This is a genomic window from Hoylesella pleuritidis, from assembly GCF_963541955.1.
Classification (GTDB): domain Bacteria; phylum Bacteroidota; class Bacteroidia; order Bacteroidales; family Bacteroidaceae; genus Prevotella; species Prevotella pleuritidis.
The window spans coordinates 1-15,473 of the sequence record NZ_CAUTUT010000004.1 but is presented as its reverse complement, the minus strand read 5'-3'; the positions used below and the strand labels follow the sequence as shown (position 1 = coordinate 15,473).

The 15,473-nt window shown below is 43.8% G+C and carries 12 protein-coding genes and 1 pseudogene; 3 read left to right on the top strand and 10 right to left on the bottom strand.

From position 1 onward, the window contains the following. Positions 1-17 precede the first annotated feature (17 nt). Positions 18-551 (bottom strand): hypoxanthine phosphoribosyltransferase, encoded by a 534-nt coding sequence (gene hpt / locus RWY97_RS02315; RefSeq protein WP_021584503.1) that lies wholly within the window; start codon positions 549-551, stop codon positions 18-20. 91 nt (positions 552-642) lie between these two features. Here hpt and RWY97_RS02310 point away from each other — a divergent pair, with 91 nt between their 5' ends. From RWY97_RS02310 to RWY97_RS02300, 3 genes are all read left to right on the top strand, one after another. Continuing rightward, the gene (locus tag RWY97_RS02310; RefSeq protein ID WP_315565299.1) at positions 643-2,160 is read left to right on the top strand and encodes an NAD(P)H-hydrate dehydratase; all 1,518 of its coding nucleotides are present in this window, start codon (positions 643-645) and stop codon (positions 2,158-2,160) included. Positions 2,161-2,173: 13 nt separating this feature from the next. Further along, positions 2,174-3,223, top strand: a complete 1,050-nt coding sequence (locus tag RWY97_RS02305) for a DUF4831 family protein (protein ID WP_024992029.1) — start codon at positions 2,174-2,176, stop codon at positions 3,221-3,223. A gap of 249 nt (positions 3,224-3,472) precedes the next feature. After that, positions 3,473-4,978, top strand: coding sequence for a glutamine synthetase family protein (locus RWY97_RS02300; protein ID WP_314079706.1), 1,506 nt, complete (start codon positions 3,473-3,475; stop codon positions 4,976-4,978). Positions 4,979-5,101: 123 nt separating this feature from the next. Here RWY97_RS02300 and RWY97_RS02295 read toward each other — a convergent pair whose 3' ends face one another. The 9 genes and pseudogenes from RWY97_RS02295 to RWY97_RS09945 all read right to left on the bottom strand — a co-directional run. After that, positions 5,102-6,181, bottom strand: coding sequence for a DNA adenine methylase (locus RWY97_RS02295; RefSeq protein ID WP_315565296.1), 1,080 nt, complete (start codon positions 6,179-6,181; stop codon positions 5,102-5,104). A gap of 1 nt (position 6,182) precedes the next feature. Next, positions 6,183-7,340 carry a hypothetical protein gene (locus RWY97_RS02290; RefSeq protein ID WP_315565294.1) on the bottom strand — a complete coding sequence of 386 codons (1,158 nt, stop codon included), beginning with the start codon at positions 7,338-7,340 and terminating at the stop codon, positions 6,183-6,185. Positions 7,341-7,788: 448 nt separating this feature from the next. Then, on the bottom strand, positions 7,789-9,342 hold the full coding sequence (locus tag RWY97_RS02285; RefSeq protein WP_024992032.1) for a thiol-activated cytolysin family protein: 1,554 nt from the start codon (positions 9,340-9,342) through the stop codon (positions 7,789-7,791). 299 nt (positions 9,343-9,641) lie between these two features. Then, positions 9,642-10,049 carry an HU family DNA-binding protein gene (locus RWY97_RS02280; protein WP_021584567.1) on the bottom strand — a complete coding sequence of 136 codons (408 nt, stop codon included), beginning with the start codon at positions 10,047-10,049 and terminating at the stop codon, positions 9,642-9,644. A gap of 478 nt (positions 10,050-10,527) precedes the next feature. After that, on the bottom strand, positions 10,528-11,340 hold the full coding sequence (locus RWY97_RS02275) for an N-acetylmuramic acid 6-phosphate etherase (protein ID WP_315565290.1): 813 nt from the start codon (positions 11,338-11,340) through the stop codon (positions 10,528-10,530). 31 nt (positions 11,341-11,371) lie between these two features. Beyond that, positions 11,372-12,232, bottom strand: a complete 861-nt coding sequence (locus RWY97_RS02270; RefSeq protein ID WP_315565289.1) for an ATPase — start codon at positions 12,230-12,232, stop codon at positions 11,372-11,374. 7 nt (positions 12,233-12,239) lie between these two features. Then, a complete protein-coding gene (locus RWY97_RS02265; protein WP_315565437.1) occupies positions 12,240-13,565 on the bottom strand; it encodes an MFS transporter in 1,326 nt (441 codons plus the stop codon). Further along, the gene (locus RWY97_RS02260) at positions 13,565-14,992 is read right to left on the bottom strand and encodes a glycosyltransferase family 2 protein (protein ID WP_315565287.1); all 1,428 of its coding nucleotides are present in this window, start codon (positions 14,990-14,992) and stop codon (positions 13,565-13,567) included. The genes RWY97_RS02265 and RWY97_RS02260 overlap by 1 nt, the downstream gene beginning before the upstream one ends. A gap of 130 nt (positions 14,993-15,122) precedes the next feature. Continuing rightward, positions 15,123-15,473 (bottom strand): annotated as a pseudogene (locus RWY97_RS09945) (transposase); the annotation flags it as partial.

Sequence of the window (15,473 nt, the reverse complement as noted above, 5' to 3'; positions counted from 1 at the left end):
ACGCAACCCGAAGTCCCTCACACCAATGTATATATATCGCGCAGATTACGTCCCTGCTGATCATAGTCAAGTCCGTAACCCACGATAAAGTCATTCGGAATCTCTATGGCTACATACTTGATGTCCAAAGGCACTGTCAATTTATCCGGTTTCAGCAGCAACGTACAGATATGCAATGCCTTAGGATTTCGTGTTCCAAGTGTTTCGATCATCCGTTTCATCGTCGCTCCCGTGTCTACAATATCTTCTACGATGACCACCGTACGGCCGGAAATATCCTCATTCAGACCGATTACCTCCTTAATTTCACCCGTCGAAGTAGTGCCCTGATAAGAAGCCAACTTGACAAAAGAAATCTCACAGGGAATGGTTATATACCGCATCAAGTCAGCAGCAAACACAAACGAACCGTTTAACACGGCAAGCAACAGCGGATTTTTCCCTTCCAAGTCTCGGTTGATCTTGTCGGCCACCGCTTTGACACGTGTTTGAATCTCAGCTTCTGATATGAAAGTCTTGAATGATTTATCCTTGATTTTGATGATACTCATAGTGCAATTAAGAAGTTTTTGCGACAAAATTACTAAAAATATAGCATACATTGGCTATCGATTAGTATTTATTTCGTATTTTTGCACTGATATGAAAATATTCAATAGCACGCAAATCCGAGAACTTGATGCCTATACCATCGAGCACGAACCGGTGAGTTCCATTGAGCTAATGGAGCGAGCTGCGAAAGCAATCACTTATGCCATCACCGAGAGATGGGCTGTACAGACGCCCATTATCGTGTTTGCCGGTCCGGGAAACAACGGTGGCGATGCACTGGCCGTAGCTCGGATGCTGGCAGAAAAAGGTTATCAAGTGGAAGTTTATTTGTTTAATATCCACGATAAACTGTCGGATGACTGTGCTATTAATAGACAACGACTTATCGATAGCAAGCGTGTCAAGAACTTTACAGAGATTTCTGTCAACTTCGATCCGCCTCAACTCGATGACGATATGTTGGTGATCGACGGACTATTTGGTTCCGGTCTCAATAAGCCTTTGGCCGGAGGGTTCGCTTCTTTGGTGAAATATATCAATCAATCGCCGTCAAATGTGGTAAGTATCGATATTCCTTCGGGACTAATGACAGAAGACAACACGCAAAATGTACGTGTAAATATTGTCAAAGCAGACCTCACATTGACACTGCAACAGAAGAAACTGGCAATGCTGTTAGCTGACAACCAACCCTATTTAGGCGAGTTGCGCGTACTCGATATTCGTCTGTCTCAGGAGTATATCGCCCAGACGAAAGCCCATTTTTCTATTATAGAAGAGAATGATCTTCGTCCGTTGTTACGTGGGCGGGATGATTTTGCACATAAAGGAGCGATGGGTAATGCCCTGATCATTGCCGGGAGTTATGGTATGTCGGGTGCAGCGGTGCTGGCCACACAAGCTTGCCTACGCTCAGGTGCAGGTAAAGTGACGGTTCATACACCCAAACGCAACTATGATATTATGCAAATTGCCGTGCCCGAAGCCGTGATGCAGATGGATCACGAAGAAACTTGTTTCTCCGAACCGGTAGATACCGAAGGCTTCGATGCACTTGGTATCGGACCGGGATTAGGTCAACAAGAGAGTACAGCCATTGCAATGATCGCTCAATTACGCCGAACCATATGTCCAATTGTGGCCGATGCCGACGCACTGAACATCCTTTCAACACACAGAGCGTGGATGCAGCAACTACCAAAAGGCATTATCCTGACGCCACACACCAAGGAATTAGAGCGATTAGCAGGTGCCCCGTGTACGGGAGATTATGAACGGCTGGACAAGGCGCGTGAGTTGGCTGACCATTTGCAGGCTTACATCATTTTAAAAGGGCATTACTCGGCTCTGTGTACCCCCGAAGGAAATGTTATTTTCAACTCAACCGGTAACTCGGGAATGGCTACTGCGGGGAGCGGCGACGTTCTGACGGGAATCATCACAGGGCTTTTGGCCCGTGGATACCATCAGGAAGAGGCTTGCACTTTGGGTATGTACCTTCACGGTTTGGCTGGAGATCTGGCTGCAAAAGATCTCGGTAAGGAAAGCCTTATTGCCGGAGACATTATCAAATATCTGCCTTCGGCATTCCGAAGAATGAACGATTAAACCAAAATAAATGATGAGAAAACAATTCACAACGGCACTTTTAGCTTTGTGCACGATGACAATGGTTCACGCACAACGCACGGTTGAGGGAACCACTTATTTTTTACCACGAACGGCTTTACGCCTGACCTTTTTGATAGAAAAGACCACTTACACACCGGGACAATTTGCGCCGTATGCCGAACGGTATATGAAAAAGACGGGAGTAGAGTTAAATCCCAGTACCACCTATCGCATCATCAACACACATTTATCATCCGTCGGAGTGCCCGATTCTGCCAAACAGTTTACGTTAGCATTGGACAAAAAGCACAGTATCACGGAAGTGAGCCGCGACCAAAGCGGTATTTTGTTGGCGATCAATGCTCAAGGTAAGAAACCTCAGCAACCGATGGCATTCGTTCCGGCTCGCAAACCCGAACCGCTTAACCCCAAAGACTTTATGAACGAAGATATTCTGACGGCGGGAAGTACGGCCAAAATGGCCGAGCTCTGTGCCCAAGAGATCTACGATATACGTGACAGCCGCGATCAATTATCACGCGGAAAGGCCGAGTCTATGCCCAAAGACGGACAGCAATTGAAATTAATGCTCGCCAATCTGACTACACAAGAGCGTGGTTTATTGCAGGTTTTCGAGGGTACAACCGTTAAAGACACTATCGAAAACGTACTTACTTACATTCCAACTAAGGAGGTAAAGCACCAATTGTTGTTCCGTTTCTCCAAACGATTCGGACTCACTGACAGTGACGATCTCAGTGGCACACCTTATTATATATGTGTAACCGATGAGCATGTCATAGCAGGAGCGAACGAAAATACTCTCGAACAGAAGAAGTCGAAAGATGACATCGGCCTGAACGTAAACCTTCCTGGCAAAATCAAAGTTGCCCTCTACGAGCAAGAGAAGCTGCGAGCCGACTTTGAATTATATGCAGCTCAATTCGGAAGAGTAGAGAATTTAAGCGGCGAATTGTTCGGGAAGAAACAGACAACGCGCATCATTCTTAATCCCACTACGGGCAGTATCGAAAGTATCCAGACCAAAATAGTAAAGTGAACGGCAGAAATTAAGGAGTTAAAGAAGTTAAAGGGGCAAGACAATAGACAAGTATTCACCTATACTCCCCAACTCTTTTAACTCCTCAACTTCTGTCCCTGACAAAGACAACTTGTAAGTACGAAATTTCATTTTAACGCAAGTTAATGCGGATTTTCTTACAGATTGTCACAAAATCTTTTGCACATATACTTTTATTTTGTATCTTTGCAGCGATAGAAAGGCCTAATTTTAATCATTAACCAGTATATGAACAACGACGAACTTTTAATGAACGCCAACGAGATTGTGGCGTATTTACAGAAACCGGCAGCTGAGTTTACCAAGGCCGACATCATTAAATTCATTCAGGAAAAGGAGATCAAGATGGTCAACTTTCTGTATCCGGGCGGCGACGGCAAGTTAAAGACACTCAACTTCGTGTTGACTAATCTCGATTATCTTAAAACCATCCTCACATTTGGTGAACGAGTAGACGGATCGAGTTTGTTCAGCTTCATCCAAGCAAGCAGCAGCGACCTCTATGTTTTACCTCGTTTCAGCACGGCTTTCGTAGATCCATTTGCCGAGATACCGACACTTGACCTGCTTTGTTCTTTCTTCGACAAAGACGGGAACCCCTTGGAGAGTTCTCCCGAATACACACTTGATAAGGCCGCAAAGGCCTTTACCAAAACAACGGGAATGGAATACCAAGCTATGGGCGAGTTGGAGTACTATGTTATCAAGCCCGACGAAGGCGTATTCCCAGCTGTTGACCAGCACGCTTATCACGAGTCAGCTCCTTATGTAAAGACAAACGAATTCCGCGCAATGTGTATGGAGCATATCGCCCGTGCAGGTGGTCAAATCAAATACGGTCATTCCGAAGTAGGAACATTCACACTGAACGGTCTCGTTTATGAGCAGAATGAAATCGAATTCTTGCCCGTAAAAGTTCAAGAAACGGCCGATCAATTGATGATTGCCAAATGGATCATCCGCAATCTGGCTTATCGCAACGGTCTCAACGTAACTTTCGCACCAAAGATTACGGCAGGTAAGGCCGGTTCAGGTCTCCACATCCATATGAGAATGATAAAAGACGGCAAGAATATGATGATGAAAGACGGGCGTTTGAGCGATGATGCACGTCGTATGATTGCCGGAATGATGGAGCTTGCACCCAGTATCACGGCTTTCGGTAACAAAAATCCGACCTCTTATTTCCGTCTTGTCCCGCACCAGGAAGCACCGACCAACGTTTGTTGGGGCGACCGCAACCGTTCCGTTCTCGTACGAGTACCGTTGGGATGGACTGCCGGTGTGGATATGTGTAACAAGGCTAACCCCTTGGAAAAAGCAGAAACACCCAACGCATCGTTTAAACAGACCGTGGAAATACGTTCTTCCGATGGTTCAGCCGACCTCTACCAGCTTTTAGCTGGACTTTGTGTTGCTTGTCGTTATGGTTTTGAAATGCCCGACGCACTTGATATTGCGAAGAAAACTTACGTTGATGTCAACATCCACGACAAAGAGAACGAGGGCGTGCTCAACCATCTTTCACAACTTCCCGACAGCTGTGTTGCATCGGCAGCGTGCCTCGAAAAGCAGCGCAAAGTTTATGAGGAGCAAGGTGTGTTCAGTAAAGATATGATCGATGGAATCATTGACCAGCTCCGGTCTTTCAATGACACGACACTCCGCAAAGAAGTAGAAGGAAACCCCGAAGAGAATCTCAAACTCGTCGAAAAATATTTCCACTGCGGATAAAGATCGTCTATTGATAGTAAAAGATTTACTATTCAAAACTCATACACAATTAAAGCCGCCTTCTCAATAAATGTATTGAGAGGCGGCTTTTAAAATATTATGCTTGAAAAAAGATCTTCTAAATCAGTCGATAATTACATAATGTAGAAATTCGACAGTAGAATCAGCTTTTATTTGTCGTTTTTCAGAGGGAACATCTGCTCTGAAACGATTGTATCTTCGCTCAAAACATCCATAGAATCCACGCTTAGACATAATGGAACGGATAGTATCTATTGACATCAATCCTTCATTATTATAACTCAAAAAAATATATTTTGCTTTTGCCTGATCGATCAGCCATTCAAAAGCTGACGCCACTTTACTACGTGAACAATACTCAGATTTCTGCAAATGGTAATCACGCATTCCCGTTTTTCCCTTCAATTCAGGATTGTCATATCGTGCAATCGTTTCTAATAGATGGTAATTAGCTCCGTATTGTCGCTGATTATAAGGCGGATCTAAATATAGGATATCTGCGGTAATATCACAGATAAGATTATTTGCATCACAGTTATATACCCTATTCTCATATTGATTAAGAATTGTTTCAGTAGGTCTCATTACCAAAGGTCGCCTTGCAGCAGTCTTTAACTTTTTGAGAAAGGCACCATAAACGGAAGCCGTATTTGCAACTTTATCAATGTTTTCAATCAATGTAGCCAATAAAAAGAAATACTCATCCTGATAGATTAATCCTTTGCTATACCACTCTTCTATTTTTATCCGAATGCTATCGCATCTCCCCCCATTCATATCTGAGAAATACAGCCTATAATTTTCATTCTCCGAATGACCTCCTTTACAATAGTTTTCATAGAGAAAACCCTTAGTAGCAGGCAATCCATCTAAAAACTGACACACGATTTTCGCCCTATCTTCATCGAACATTACATTCCTGAGAACAGGGATTTCGTCTTCCAAGCCACGAAATAGTAAGACACAATTATTACCGATATATTGTCTATTTAACACATAGCTGTAATATTGTATATCATTTGCAATAATCTTACATCCTTTCTTTTTAAAGAATTTTCCAACAGATCCCGCTCCTGCAAACATATCTGCAAAAACGAGTCCTTCGTGCAAATCACCGACAACTTTTGATATACTTTCGTATAAAAAGTTTAATAAAGAGAATTTAGAGCCAATATAATTCATCTTAATATCGTACTCTTTGAAAGTTTAGACTCCCATTCTTTACGGAAAATTCTATATAAATCAAAGATAAGAATCGACCGTTTCTTCCTGTTGTATTAAACTCCTCGAACTTCTGTAATACCTGTGTTGAGATTCCGATCGAAGATTTTGGACAAATTAATACGGGTTGAATAATACTGATTCTGTTAGGAATATAATACTGTTCAATCCAATCTATATATCTCATTAATTGCCGAGTATTATCTTCACTGGCCGGAACAGACTTTAATTCAACCGGCATTACATAACGTTTTGTTGCACTTCCTACTAATGACAACATTATATCCATCCGTTGCATGCCTACACCGCAAGAGACTTCATTACCAATCCATTCAAGTTTTAGACTTTCGGTAATTCCCAATGCATCATCTAATGAACGATTTGTTCCGCATCCCACGTTTTGTGTAATATACATTTGTAAATGCGCTTCTATCTGTTGTCCCTTAGACCATTTGTAAATTAACCGTGGCAATATATCTATTTGAGTTTTCCGCCCTACATATTCATAAGCATCCCCTTGTACAATACATCGACGAATCTCATCAAAATCGAATCCATTTACAATTTTGGCAAAAGGTTCTGAGTGATGATTCCTTTGCCTTATCAAATGAATGAGTCTATCGGCTTCATAAATCGTAATCATCGTATTCCCCCTATTTCCTTTCAACTTTCGGTAAATCAGACTCCATAACATTTGGTTAGGACTGGTTAATGCCCTGATCTCATCAAGTGCTTGCCATTCGGTCACTCCTTCGGGATATACTTCATATGGTTCGATTTGCACCCGAAATAAGAGAGATTTTCCTAAATTTTCCTGTAAATATTGCTGCCCATCATTTTCATCTACGAAAATTCCATTTGTCTTCGCCCTGAAAACTCCATAAAATTTACCTTCAAATTCATCTGTTGCCTGTACATAAAAGATTATCAAATCATTCTTTCTTATCCGACATCCATCAGCCATCATCCCGACAAGTCCCTTTTCAGACGTTGGATGTAACACTGAATGGGGATTCTGGTTAAAGTCTATATTTTTGTCCTTAAAGCCTGTTCCTGCAAATAGATAGCGCAAATGATATTGAAATGTATTTGTATCTACAATGAAAACGTGTGTTGTCATATCAGCCTATATTATCGAACTATGAGAACCTTTTTCAAGAAATATCTTTGATATTTGTGTATCTGGAATCATAAAGGCAGATAAAGACAAATGCGACTCACAGTTACTTTTTTATCCGTTATATTCATCCACAACACAATATCTTCTGACAAAGTTACTACTTTTTTATTGATAACCAAGAGAAGAAAGCTGAATATATTTGAGAAAATGAATAATTTGAATACTAAGGATATCCAATGAGAAAACATAAACAGTCAAGTCATTTTCTCATTAACGGCTTTTCGCCTTACGAAAGACCATTAAACAGCGTGCATTTAATGGTTAACTACAATGTGTTTAACAGTTAATTTACACGTGAAAATCTTCGTTATTTCCCTCTTGCGCAGGTTGGCAAAAGGGCATAAAAAAGGAAAGAACCCAGCACGATGCCAGGTTCTTTCTCAAATAGTTACTTGTAAAATTTCAGGTTCTCTATACCGAAGTTCAATGTCACTTCTTCTTTAGTATCACGCAAGTTCAGAGGATTCCTCGCTGTATCATAAAGCTTTTTCACTTCTCCAGGACCTAACCTCTTACCTTCTCTTACCAAAGTTTCGAACAGAGGTACTTCAAAGATATACTCTTTCTTAAATCCGTCATTCTCCTTTTTCCTATCGAACACTACGAAAATTTTCTCTCCGCTTTTATAATTGGGGATATTGTAGCGCGTACGCTGACTCCAGTAGTTAAAGAAGAACTCTGTTCGCTGCTTAGGATCGGTACCGAACTGTATAAAGCCTCTGCCTGCATTGAGCTTTTTACCCGACAACGATTTTAGTTCATCCAAAACAATCAGGTCGAAGCTGATTTTCGAGAACTCGCCTGCATAGGGATCATTCTTAGTATACTTGGAATAGATTACCGTTTTGAACGTGCGGTTCGTCCCAAGTTCCTTCAACTTATAAGCAATGGGCGCGCCGGGGTTTTCAGTACTCAAGCGGGCACCTTCTCCGATAAACTTCTTCACATCCTCCAAGTTAATGGCTGCCAGCGAACCTAACTTGGCATCACCACCCAAAACACGTCCCTTGATGGTAGACTCTTTAAGCAAGTCTTGGTAAGCAGCTTCTGCTTTTACGCCAATCTTTCCGCCCAACACAGACGCTTGCAGCTTAGCTTCCGCCTCTTTCTTCGTCATATTTGTCTCAATGCCCAAAAGCAAGATGCGACCATACTTGACAGAAGAGACAAACAGTGGCTTTTCAGCTCCAAACTCCTTCTTGTAGTCAAACTCCTTGGCAAAAAGGTCTGACGGTTTTTTGGGAAGGTCGATGCTCAATTCATAGAATACCTGCTGCACTTTCACAAGAAAACGGTTCTTTTCCTTGTCAAAACTGAAGCCGGTACTTGCCTCCACGTTATTGGCAGCACCCTTGTAGTTGCCACCCATCGCCATTTTAAGGTGCGCTTTGTCGTAAACCTCTTCGATAGAGTAAGTAAGATTAGCCGCTGGAGCGTTAAACCCGCGACTAAGCAACTCGTTAATTCCCTTTCTTACGCCTGAAAGCGAGGGATTCTCTATCCTGATCGTGGGGTCAGAACTACCAGGAAGATCGGTAGAAAGAACAATTGGAGCGCGCTCTGCCTCAATGGGATCATACTCTCCTTCAACCACACTCTTCGCCCGAAGCAGTGCACCGGGATAGAAAACGTTCTTATCATCCGAGAAGAGAAGTTGCTCTTCAAACTCTTTCGCTTGTTCGTAGAACTCCTTTGTCGAACCTGCCCTGGTTTCTGCAAATGCATATCCGAGGGATGCAGGTTTGGCTTCGCCCACCTTTCTCTCCGAAAAAGGATTCATCTGCTTCACCGACGGCATCGTGTTCACATACGAGTTAATTGCAGTTGGGAAAGTTCCATCCCCTGCATTTGTTCCCAAATCCCCGTCTCTATCATTGCCACATGCACACGCAAGGATTGAAAACATAACCATTAGTTCTTTTCTTAATGCTAACTTCTTCATTTCATTTTGTTGATTAGTTACTAATTTAATCCAATTATTTAATTTGTATGTAGCTATTAACTAAGGATTTTGATAAATCTTGCTTCTATGTTGTAATTATTACATTTCGTTAACACCGATAAAAAAATTCCGGCAAACATATACCAAGAGATAGCAACAAAGAATACGAACATAAAAAGGTCGCCCTGGATTATTGCCGAGGCGACTTCAAAAATACGTCAATAACAATCTCTGACAGCGTTAGTTTTTCGACGAACCGGCTTCGAGTTCATCAGTTCCTTTCCGTCCCGTTTCCTCTCTTACGATTTCTTCACAGGCACCTGTTCGTAGACGACATCTGTCAGGGTGAAATACTTGCGTGAAGGAACGAGTCTGACAACCGGTTTCTCGATATGCTCCTGTACCCGGAAAGGTTTTCCTTTCTCCACAGCCCGACTCTTGAACGAGGGCTTGAGCGTGCCGAGATCGCCAAAATCCACGATATCTCCGTTAGCTACGATATTACGCGCCGTTTCCGTTGCCAAATTAAGCACTGCTGCAACTTCCTGCGGGCTGAAAGTAGTAGATCTAGCCACCCACTCGCAAAAATTGCGGAAATCCACGCGGTGTCTTCCCGTAGGCTGGGCAATCAGCACGATCTTTTCAGCCTGTTTGCCCACATTGAGTTTACGCTCCGTCAAAATGAATTGCAAAGGTTTATTTGCCATAGCTTCAAAAGGCCAGTTTCCTGTTGTTTGTCCTGTGCGAGCCGGAAACCGTAAAACCCGCAAAGGCAGTACCGAAGCATCCGGAGGCAAAGATAGCAAAAACAAACCGAAATGGCAAATGTTTTAGCAAAAAAACTCTTAAGCTTTTTCCAAAAAGATTAAGAGCTTTCTTCAAAAAACTTAAGAGTTTTTCTTATAAAACCCAAGAGTTTATTATGAAAATATTAAGAACTTTCTAAGGAAAAGTTAAGAATTTACTATGAAAAGATTAGAAGTTTACTTCGGAAAGATTAAGAGTTTTAAGGAAAAACTCTATGCTCTTTGCACATAAAATGTAATGTTTACGTATTTAGCAGGTCAGCTCAGCATAAGCAACAGCTTTGCAGAAAAGTGTCAGCAGCGAGTGGAAATATTATAAAAACTCATTTATTCGGGAAATGAGTTTGCACAGTTTGCCTCGGTGATAGATATGAGTTTCTCACTTCCGATAGGCCTCCAACGCCCCCTCGACAGAGCCGTAAAGGAGAAGAAGCGACTTGGCTCTGTCGTAATCTAAACCCAACATCTCGACGAGCATACGCGCTCCTCGATCGACGAGTTTCTGATTGCTGAGCTGCATATTCACCATTTTGCTACCTTTGACGCGCCCCAATTGAATCATTACTGACGTGCTGATCATATTCAGAATCATCTTTTGGCCCGTGCCGGATTTCATTCTCGAACTGCCGGTTACATACTCCGGGCCTACGATCATTTCAATAGCCACATCCGATTCTGCTGCCATCGGCGAACTGGGATTGCTGGTAATGCACGCCGTCAGGATATGATGTGCGCGGGCATTGCGTAATGCTCCCACCACATAAGGTGTGGTTCCGGAGGCTGCAATGCCGATGACGGTATCGTTGGTATTGATGTTATGCTTGACAAGTTCAGCCCATCCGCGCTGCGAATCATCCTCGGCACGCTCCACGGCATTGCGCAACGCCGCATCGCCACCAGCTATCAGTCCGATAACCAATGTCTTAGGAACCCCGAAAGTGGGTGGAAGTTCTGAGGCATCGAGCACTCCCAATCGGCCGCTTGTGCCTGCCCCGAGATAGAAGATACGGCCGCCACGCCTCATTCTCGGTACGATTCGCTCAACAAGTTGCTCAATCTGAGGAATCGTTTTGTGCACGGCAAGGGCCACTTTTTGATCTTCTCGATTGATATCTTCCAATATTTCGTGCACCGACTTGTGTTCTAAATCGTCGTAAAAAGAGGCTTGCTCGGTAATCTTCTTGAAACTCATAACATTTGTTTTAATATCCCCGTCAACTCATTTATTCATCTCCTCGTTCACGACAGTGGTACTCGAGCAGCCCGTCCATCGGTGTCTTGCAAATCGTGCCGATGCGAATTCCCAATTCGGTAGCAGCCTCTGTCAATTCAGGTCGATAGATGTGGGCAATCGTACCGATGCAATTAAGCGGGTGATTGGCATAATCGTAGAGCATAATATTGCGTCGGAGAAAAGCCTGAAAAGCATCGATGAGCAAGCGATGTACGGCAGGATCGGCACGATTCTGCTCTAAAAATACGTTCAAGCTGGCTAAAAACCGATTGGGGAAAGGCGCCCGATAGACGCGTTCGATGATGCTTTCCTGGGTTAGAGCGAACTGTTTGAGGAAACGTTTTGCCAACTCGGGCGCTAACTGATGCTTCAAAATATCGCTTACCAAACACTTTCCGAGGTAAGCTCCGCTGCCTTCATCCCCGAGAATAAACCCCAAAGCGGGCGTATTCTGAATGATTTTCTGCCCATCATAAAAGCACGAATTGGAACCTGTTCCGAGTATTCCGGCAATTCCCGAGCGATGCCCGCACAGACAACGAGCTGCTCCCAACAAATCGGAATGCACTTCGACTGGACCTGTCACGGGCAAATAGCGCTGCAAACAATCGGCAACGACAGCGCACTTCTGTGTTGTACATCCTGCACCATAAAAGTAAACGGCTCGCCACTGGCCATCGGGCAGATGAGGAAGAAGGTGCTCGCGTATCTCGACCTCCATCTCTTCGGACGTTTGAAGATACGGATTCATTCCTTTGGTGGTAATCCGTCGGACCGATATTCCGTCTCTCACGACACACCAATCAGTTTTGGTCGAACCGCTATCGGCAATTAAAAGGAGATTATTCATAAGTCGTTTATTTTTCCTTTCGCCCGTAGTCGGGATCTACCTTGATGACAAACGTCGCAGCAACAGTAGCCAAACAGCAGACGATGACAAACCAGAAGAAGTGCGAATACCCCAACCACTCTTGCAGATAACCCGCAAACATTCCCGGGATCATCATACTCAATGCCATAAATCCAGTACAAATGGCGTAGTGAGCCGTTTTAAATTCGCCCTCTGAAAAGTACATCATATAAAGCATATAGGCCGTAAACCCAAAACCATAACCGAACTGTTCTACTGCGACGCACGTACTGATGACAACCAAACTGCTCGGAGTTGCCGCACTGAGATAGACAAACGTAAGGCAAGGAAGTGTCATACAGGCTGCCATCGGCCATAAAGAACGTTTCAATCCCCACTTAGATGCAGCCACACCGCCGATAATTCCACCAACAGTCAGTGCCAAGACACCGATCGTTCCATAGACTATCCCCACGCTTTCGGTAGCCAATTCAAGTCCGCCGTGTACTTTCGCATCCAGCAAAAAAGGATTAACCATTTTCAAGAGAAAGGCTTCTGGCAGTCGATAAAGCAACATAAAGACAACCGCAATAGCCACACCAGGCTTCCGAAAATAGGTTGCAAAGGTGCGCCCGAACTCTGAGATAATATCCCGGACGTGTGCACTTGTTGCACCAAGTCGCACAGAATCCTCCACCGGTCGAGGTATAAAGAAAGCGTGATAAATACTGATGAGGGTGAAAATCGCTGCTGCAAAAGCCATCGTCAGTGTCCAAGCTAACGGTATACTGCCTGTATGTGTCTCTAAAAGACCCGCTATCAGCACTAAGACTCCTTGTCCGAAGATAGACGAAAGACGATAGAACGTGCTGCGAATACCGACAAAGAACGATTGTTGCTGATGATTCAAGGCCAGCATATAAAAGCCGTCGGCCGCGATATCGTGCGTTGCCGAGGCAAAGGCTGTAATGAAAAAGAGTATCAACGTGAATGTAAACAAACTCACAGGCGTTTGCATCGAGCCGATCAGATGTGCCGAAGGGTGGGGAATCGAGAGCGTAAGCAGAATGAAAATAATGCTTATCAGCACCTGCATCGCCAGAATCCACCAACGCTTTGTACGCAAAATGTCGACGAAAGGGCTCCATAATGGCTTGATAGTCCACGGCAAGTAGAGCAAACTTGTAAACAGTGCCATCTCGCCGTTGGGTACCCCCATACGCGTAAACATCGTTACCGAGATATTGTTGACAATGAAATAGGGAATCCCTTCGGCAAAATACAGCGTGGGAATCCATAGCCACGAACTCGTGTTGCGGATGAGCTGCTTCATCATTCTGTGGTTTTTAAGACTTCGCGATTCATCCGGATACGGGCTTGGAGTTCCCAAGTACGAATACGATCTTTATAGACGTTGTTAGCGTTCAGCCGTTCGATACTCAGCGCTGCATCCGAATTACCGCCCCACCGACGACAAAGATAAAGTACATCATAGATTCTCCCGATTCGGAATCGCCGTGAAATATTCAGCCCCATTGCATAATCCTCTCCATAACTTGTATTGGGAAGCGTGATACGTCTCAGTATCGGCGTGTAGAAAGCACGTGGAGCGCCGAGCCCATTAATGCGCAATGCATTATTGCGTCCGTTTTCTTCGGTCCATTCCCGATGGTCGATGATGCCGGGCGGGAGAGGATTCAGCTCGAAGTCGGTCATCTGATACGCTCCGATAACCATTGCACACTGCTGCTTGTAAAAGGCATCTACGATCGTCTGCAAGGTATGTTCGTCCTTATAAAGATCGTCGCTATCCAACTGAACGGCAAACTTTCCGCACGCCGCCGACTGTACACCGAGATTCCAACAACCACCGATACCCAAATCATTACGTGTGGGGATGAGATGAACCACCCGTTCGTCATCTTTGAATCGATCGATCATCTCAGTTGTTCCATCCGTAGAATGATTGTCGATAACGATGAGATTGAACTTAAATGCGGTCTTTTGACACAACACCGAACGGATAGCCGCCTCAATGGTAGTGGCTCGATTACGAACAGGAATAATCACCGAAGCCTCTGTTTCGAAACCATCTGCACCGAAGTCGATGCTTTCAAAAGTAGGTTCGAGCCATCCCCCGATCGCTTTCAGATGCTCGGTGCAGGCTTGTTCCAGCTCAATCTGCCGCTCACGATTGCGCGGGTCTACATAATCAAACTGCCTTTCACCGCTCGTGCGACAGTCTTCTTCCACTTCACTGTATAAGAATTCGCCCACGTGCAATAACTCATAGCTTCGGCTAAGCACTAACCTGAGGTCATAAAGCCCTGCAAATCGATAGTTGGCAGTCAACTTCTCAGCACTCTCTTTGAGTGCTTTCGTATTGAAGAACAGCACCGAACCGAAATCGAAATCATCTCGCAATGCCCCCGGCTGATAGTCGATAACAGGAGCTTTCTGTTCTTCGCCGTCCCTCACTTGATAATGATCGGCATACAAAAGTCCTGCCCCTGTATCTTCGGCAATGCGAATCAGTCGCTGCAAAGTCAAATATCCCAATCTCAACGGCGTTTCTTTCGTATAAATCAACGTATATTCGGCCGTGGCTTGGGCGACAATCTCCTTGATGGTCTGCGTGCGAAAAAGACTTGTCTCCACCCTATTCACATCGTGCACTTCGGTTTCCGCCTCGAGCGCTCGTATCGTTTTATCGGCTTGTTCCTTACTGGCATAAGGTATAAAGCAACTGATTTGTTTCATAATTTAAGTTGATGAGTTTACGAGTTTTTGAGTTTATCACAATACGGAGTCGTATCGATAGATGTGACAAAGGTACTGCCTTTTTTAGAATCGAAAATAAAAAACTCCGTGTTTTTTATCCATTTTCCTATTATTTAAGATGAATTCGATTAATACTTATGCAATGGATTCTGCTTTTATCAATGATATCGATGTTCAAGATGGCTCTTTGGTAGTAGAGTATAAACTATCAGTCTCACCAAAAGATTTGTAGCAAAATTCTCAACGGAACAATATCTTGTGTATTCAATCTGGCAGATATTCTCGAGTTCATCCTTCACGGTCTTAATGATAGAACGCATTCTGAGCATAATTATATCAGAGAATTCTTCATGTTCTTCTTGATTCTGATAATCAGACGAATATCATCCACAAAGAGAATCTCGAAATGTCTCCTGGCTAACGGTATTGATGTATAAAGGGATACGACAATTGGTCTTAT

What these genes read in the sequence shown, in the direction of transcription:
- hpt (WP_021584503.1), bottom strand. Translation starts at nt 551, where the DNA reads ATGAGTATCATCAAAATCAAGGATAAATCATTCAAGACTTTCATATCA.
- RWY97_RS02310 (WP_315565299.1), top strand. Translation starts at nt 643, where the DNA reads ATGAAAATATTCAATAGCACGCAAATCCGAGAACTTGATGCCTATACC.
- RWY97_RS02305 (WP_024992029.1), top strand. Translation starts at nt 2,174, where the DNA reads ATGAGAAAACAATTCACAACGGCACTTTTAGCTTTGTGCACGATGACA.
- RWY97_RS02300 (WP_314079706.1), top strand. Translation starts at nt 3,473, where the DNA reads ATGAACAACGACGAACTTTTAATGAACGCCAACGAGATTGTGGCGTAT.
- RWY97_RS02295 (WP_315565296.1), bottom strand. Translation starts at nt 6,181, where the DNA reads ATGAATTATATTGGCTCTAAATTCTCTTTATTAAACTTTTTATACGAA.
- RWY97_RS02290 (WP_315565294.1), bottom strand. Translation starts at nt 7,340, where the DNA reads ATGACAACACACGTTTTCATTGTAGATACAAATACATTTCAATATCAT.
- RWY97_RS02285 (WP_024992032.1), bottom strand. Translation starts at nt 9,342, where the DNA reads ATGAAGAAGTTAGCATTAAGAAAAGAACTAATGGTTATGTTTTCAATC.
- RWY97_RS02280 (WP_021584567.1), bottom strand. Translation starts at nt 10,049, where the DNA reads ATGGCAAATAAACCTTTGCAATTCATTTTGACGGAGCGTAAACTCAAT.
- RWY97_RS02275 (WP_315565290.1), bottom strand. Translation starts at nt 11,340, where the DNA reads ATGAGTTTCAAGAAGATTACCGAGCAAGCCTCTTTTTACGACGATTTA.
- RWY97_RS02270 (WP_315565289.1), bottom strand. Translation starts at nt 12,232, where the DNA reads ATGAATAATCTCCTTTTAATTGCCGATAGCGGTTCGACCAAAACTGAT.
- RWY97_RS02265 (WP_315565437.1), bottom strand. Translation starts at nt 13,565, where the DNA reads ATGAAGCAGCTCATCCGCAACACGAGTTCGTGGCTATGGATTCCCACG.
- RWY97_RS02260 (WP_315565287.1), bottom strand. Translation starts at nt 14,992, where the DNA reads ATGAAACAAATCAGTTGCTTTATACCTTATGCCAGTAAGGAACAAGCC.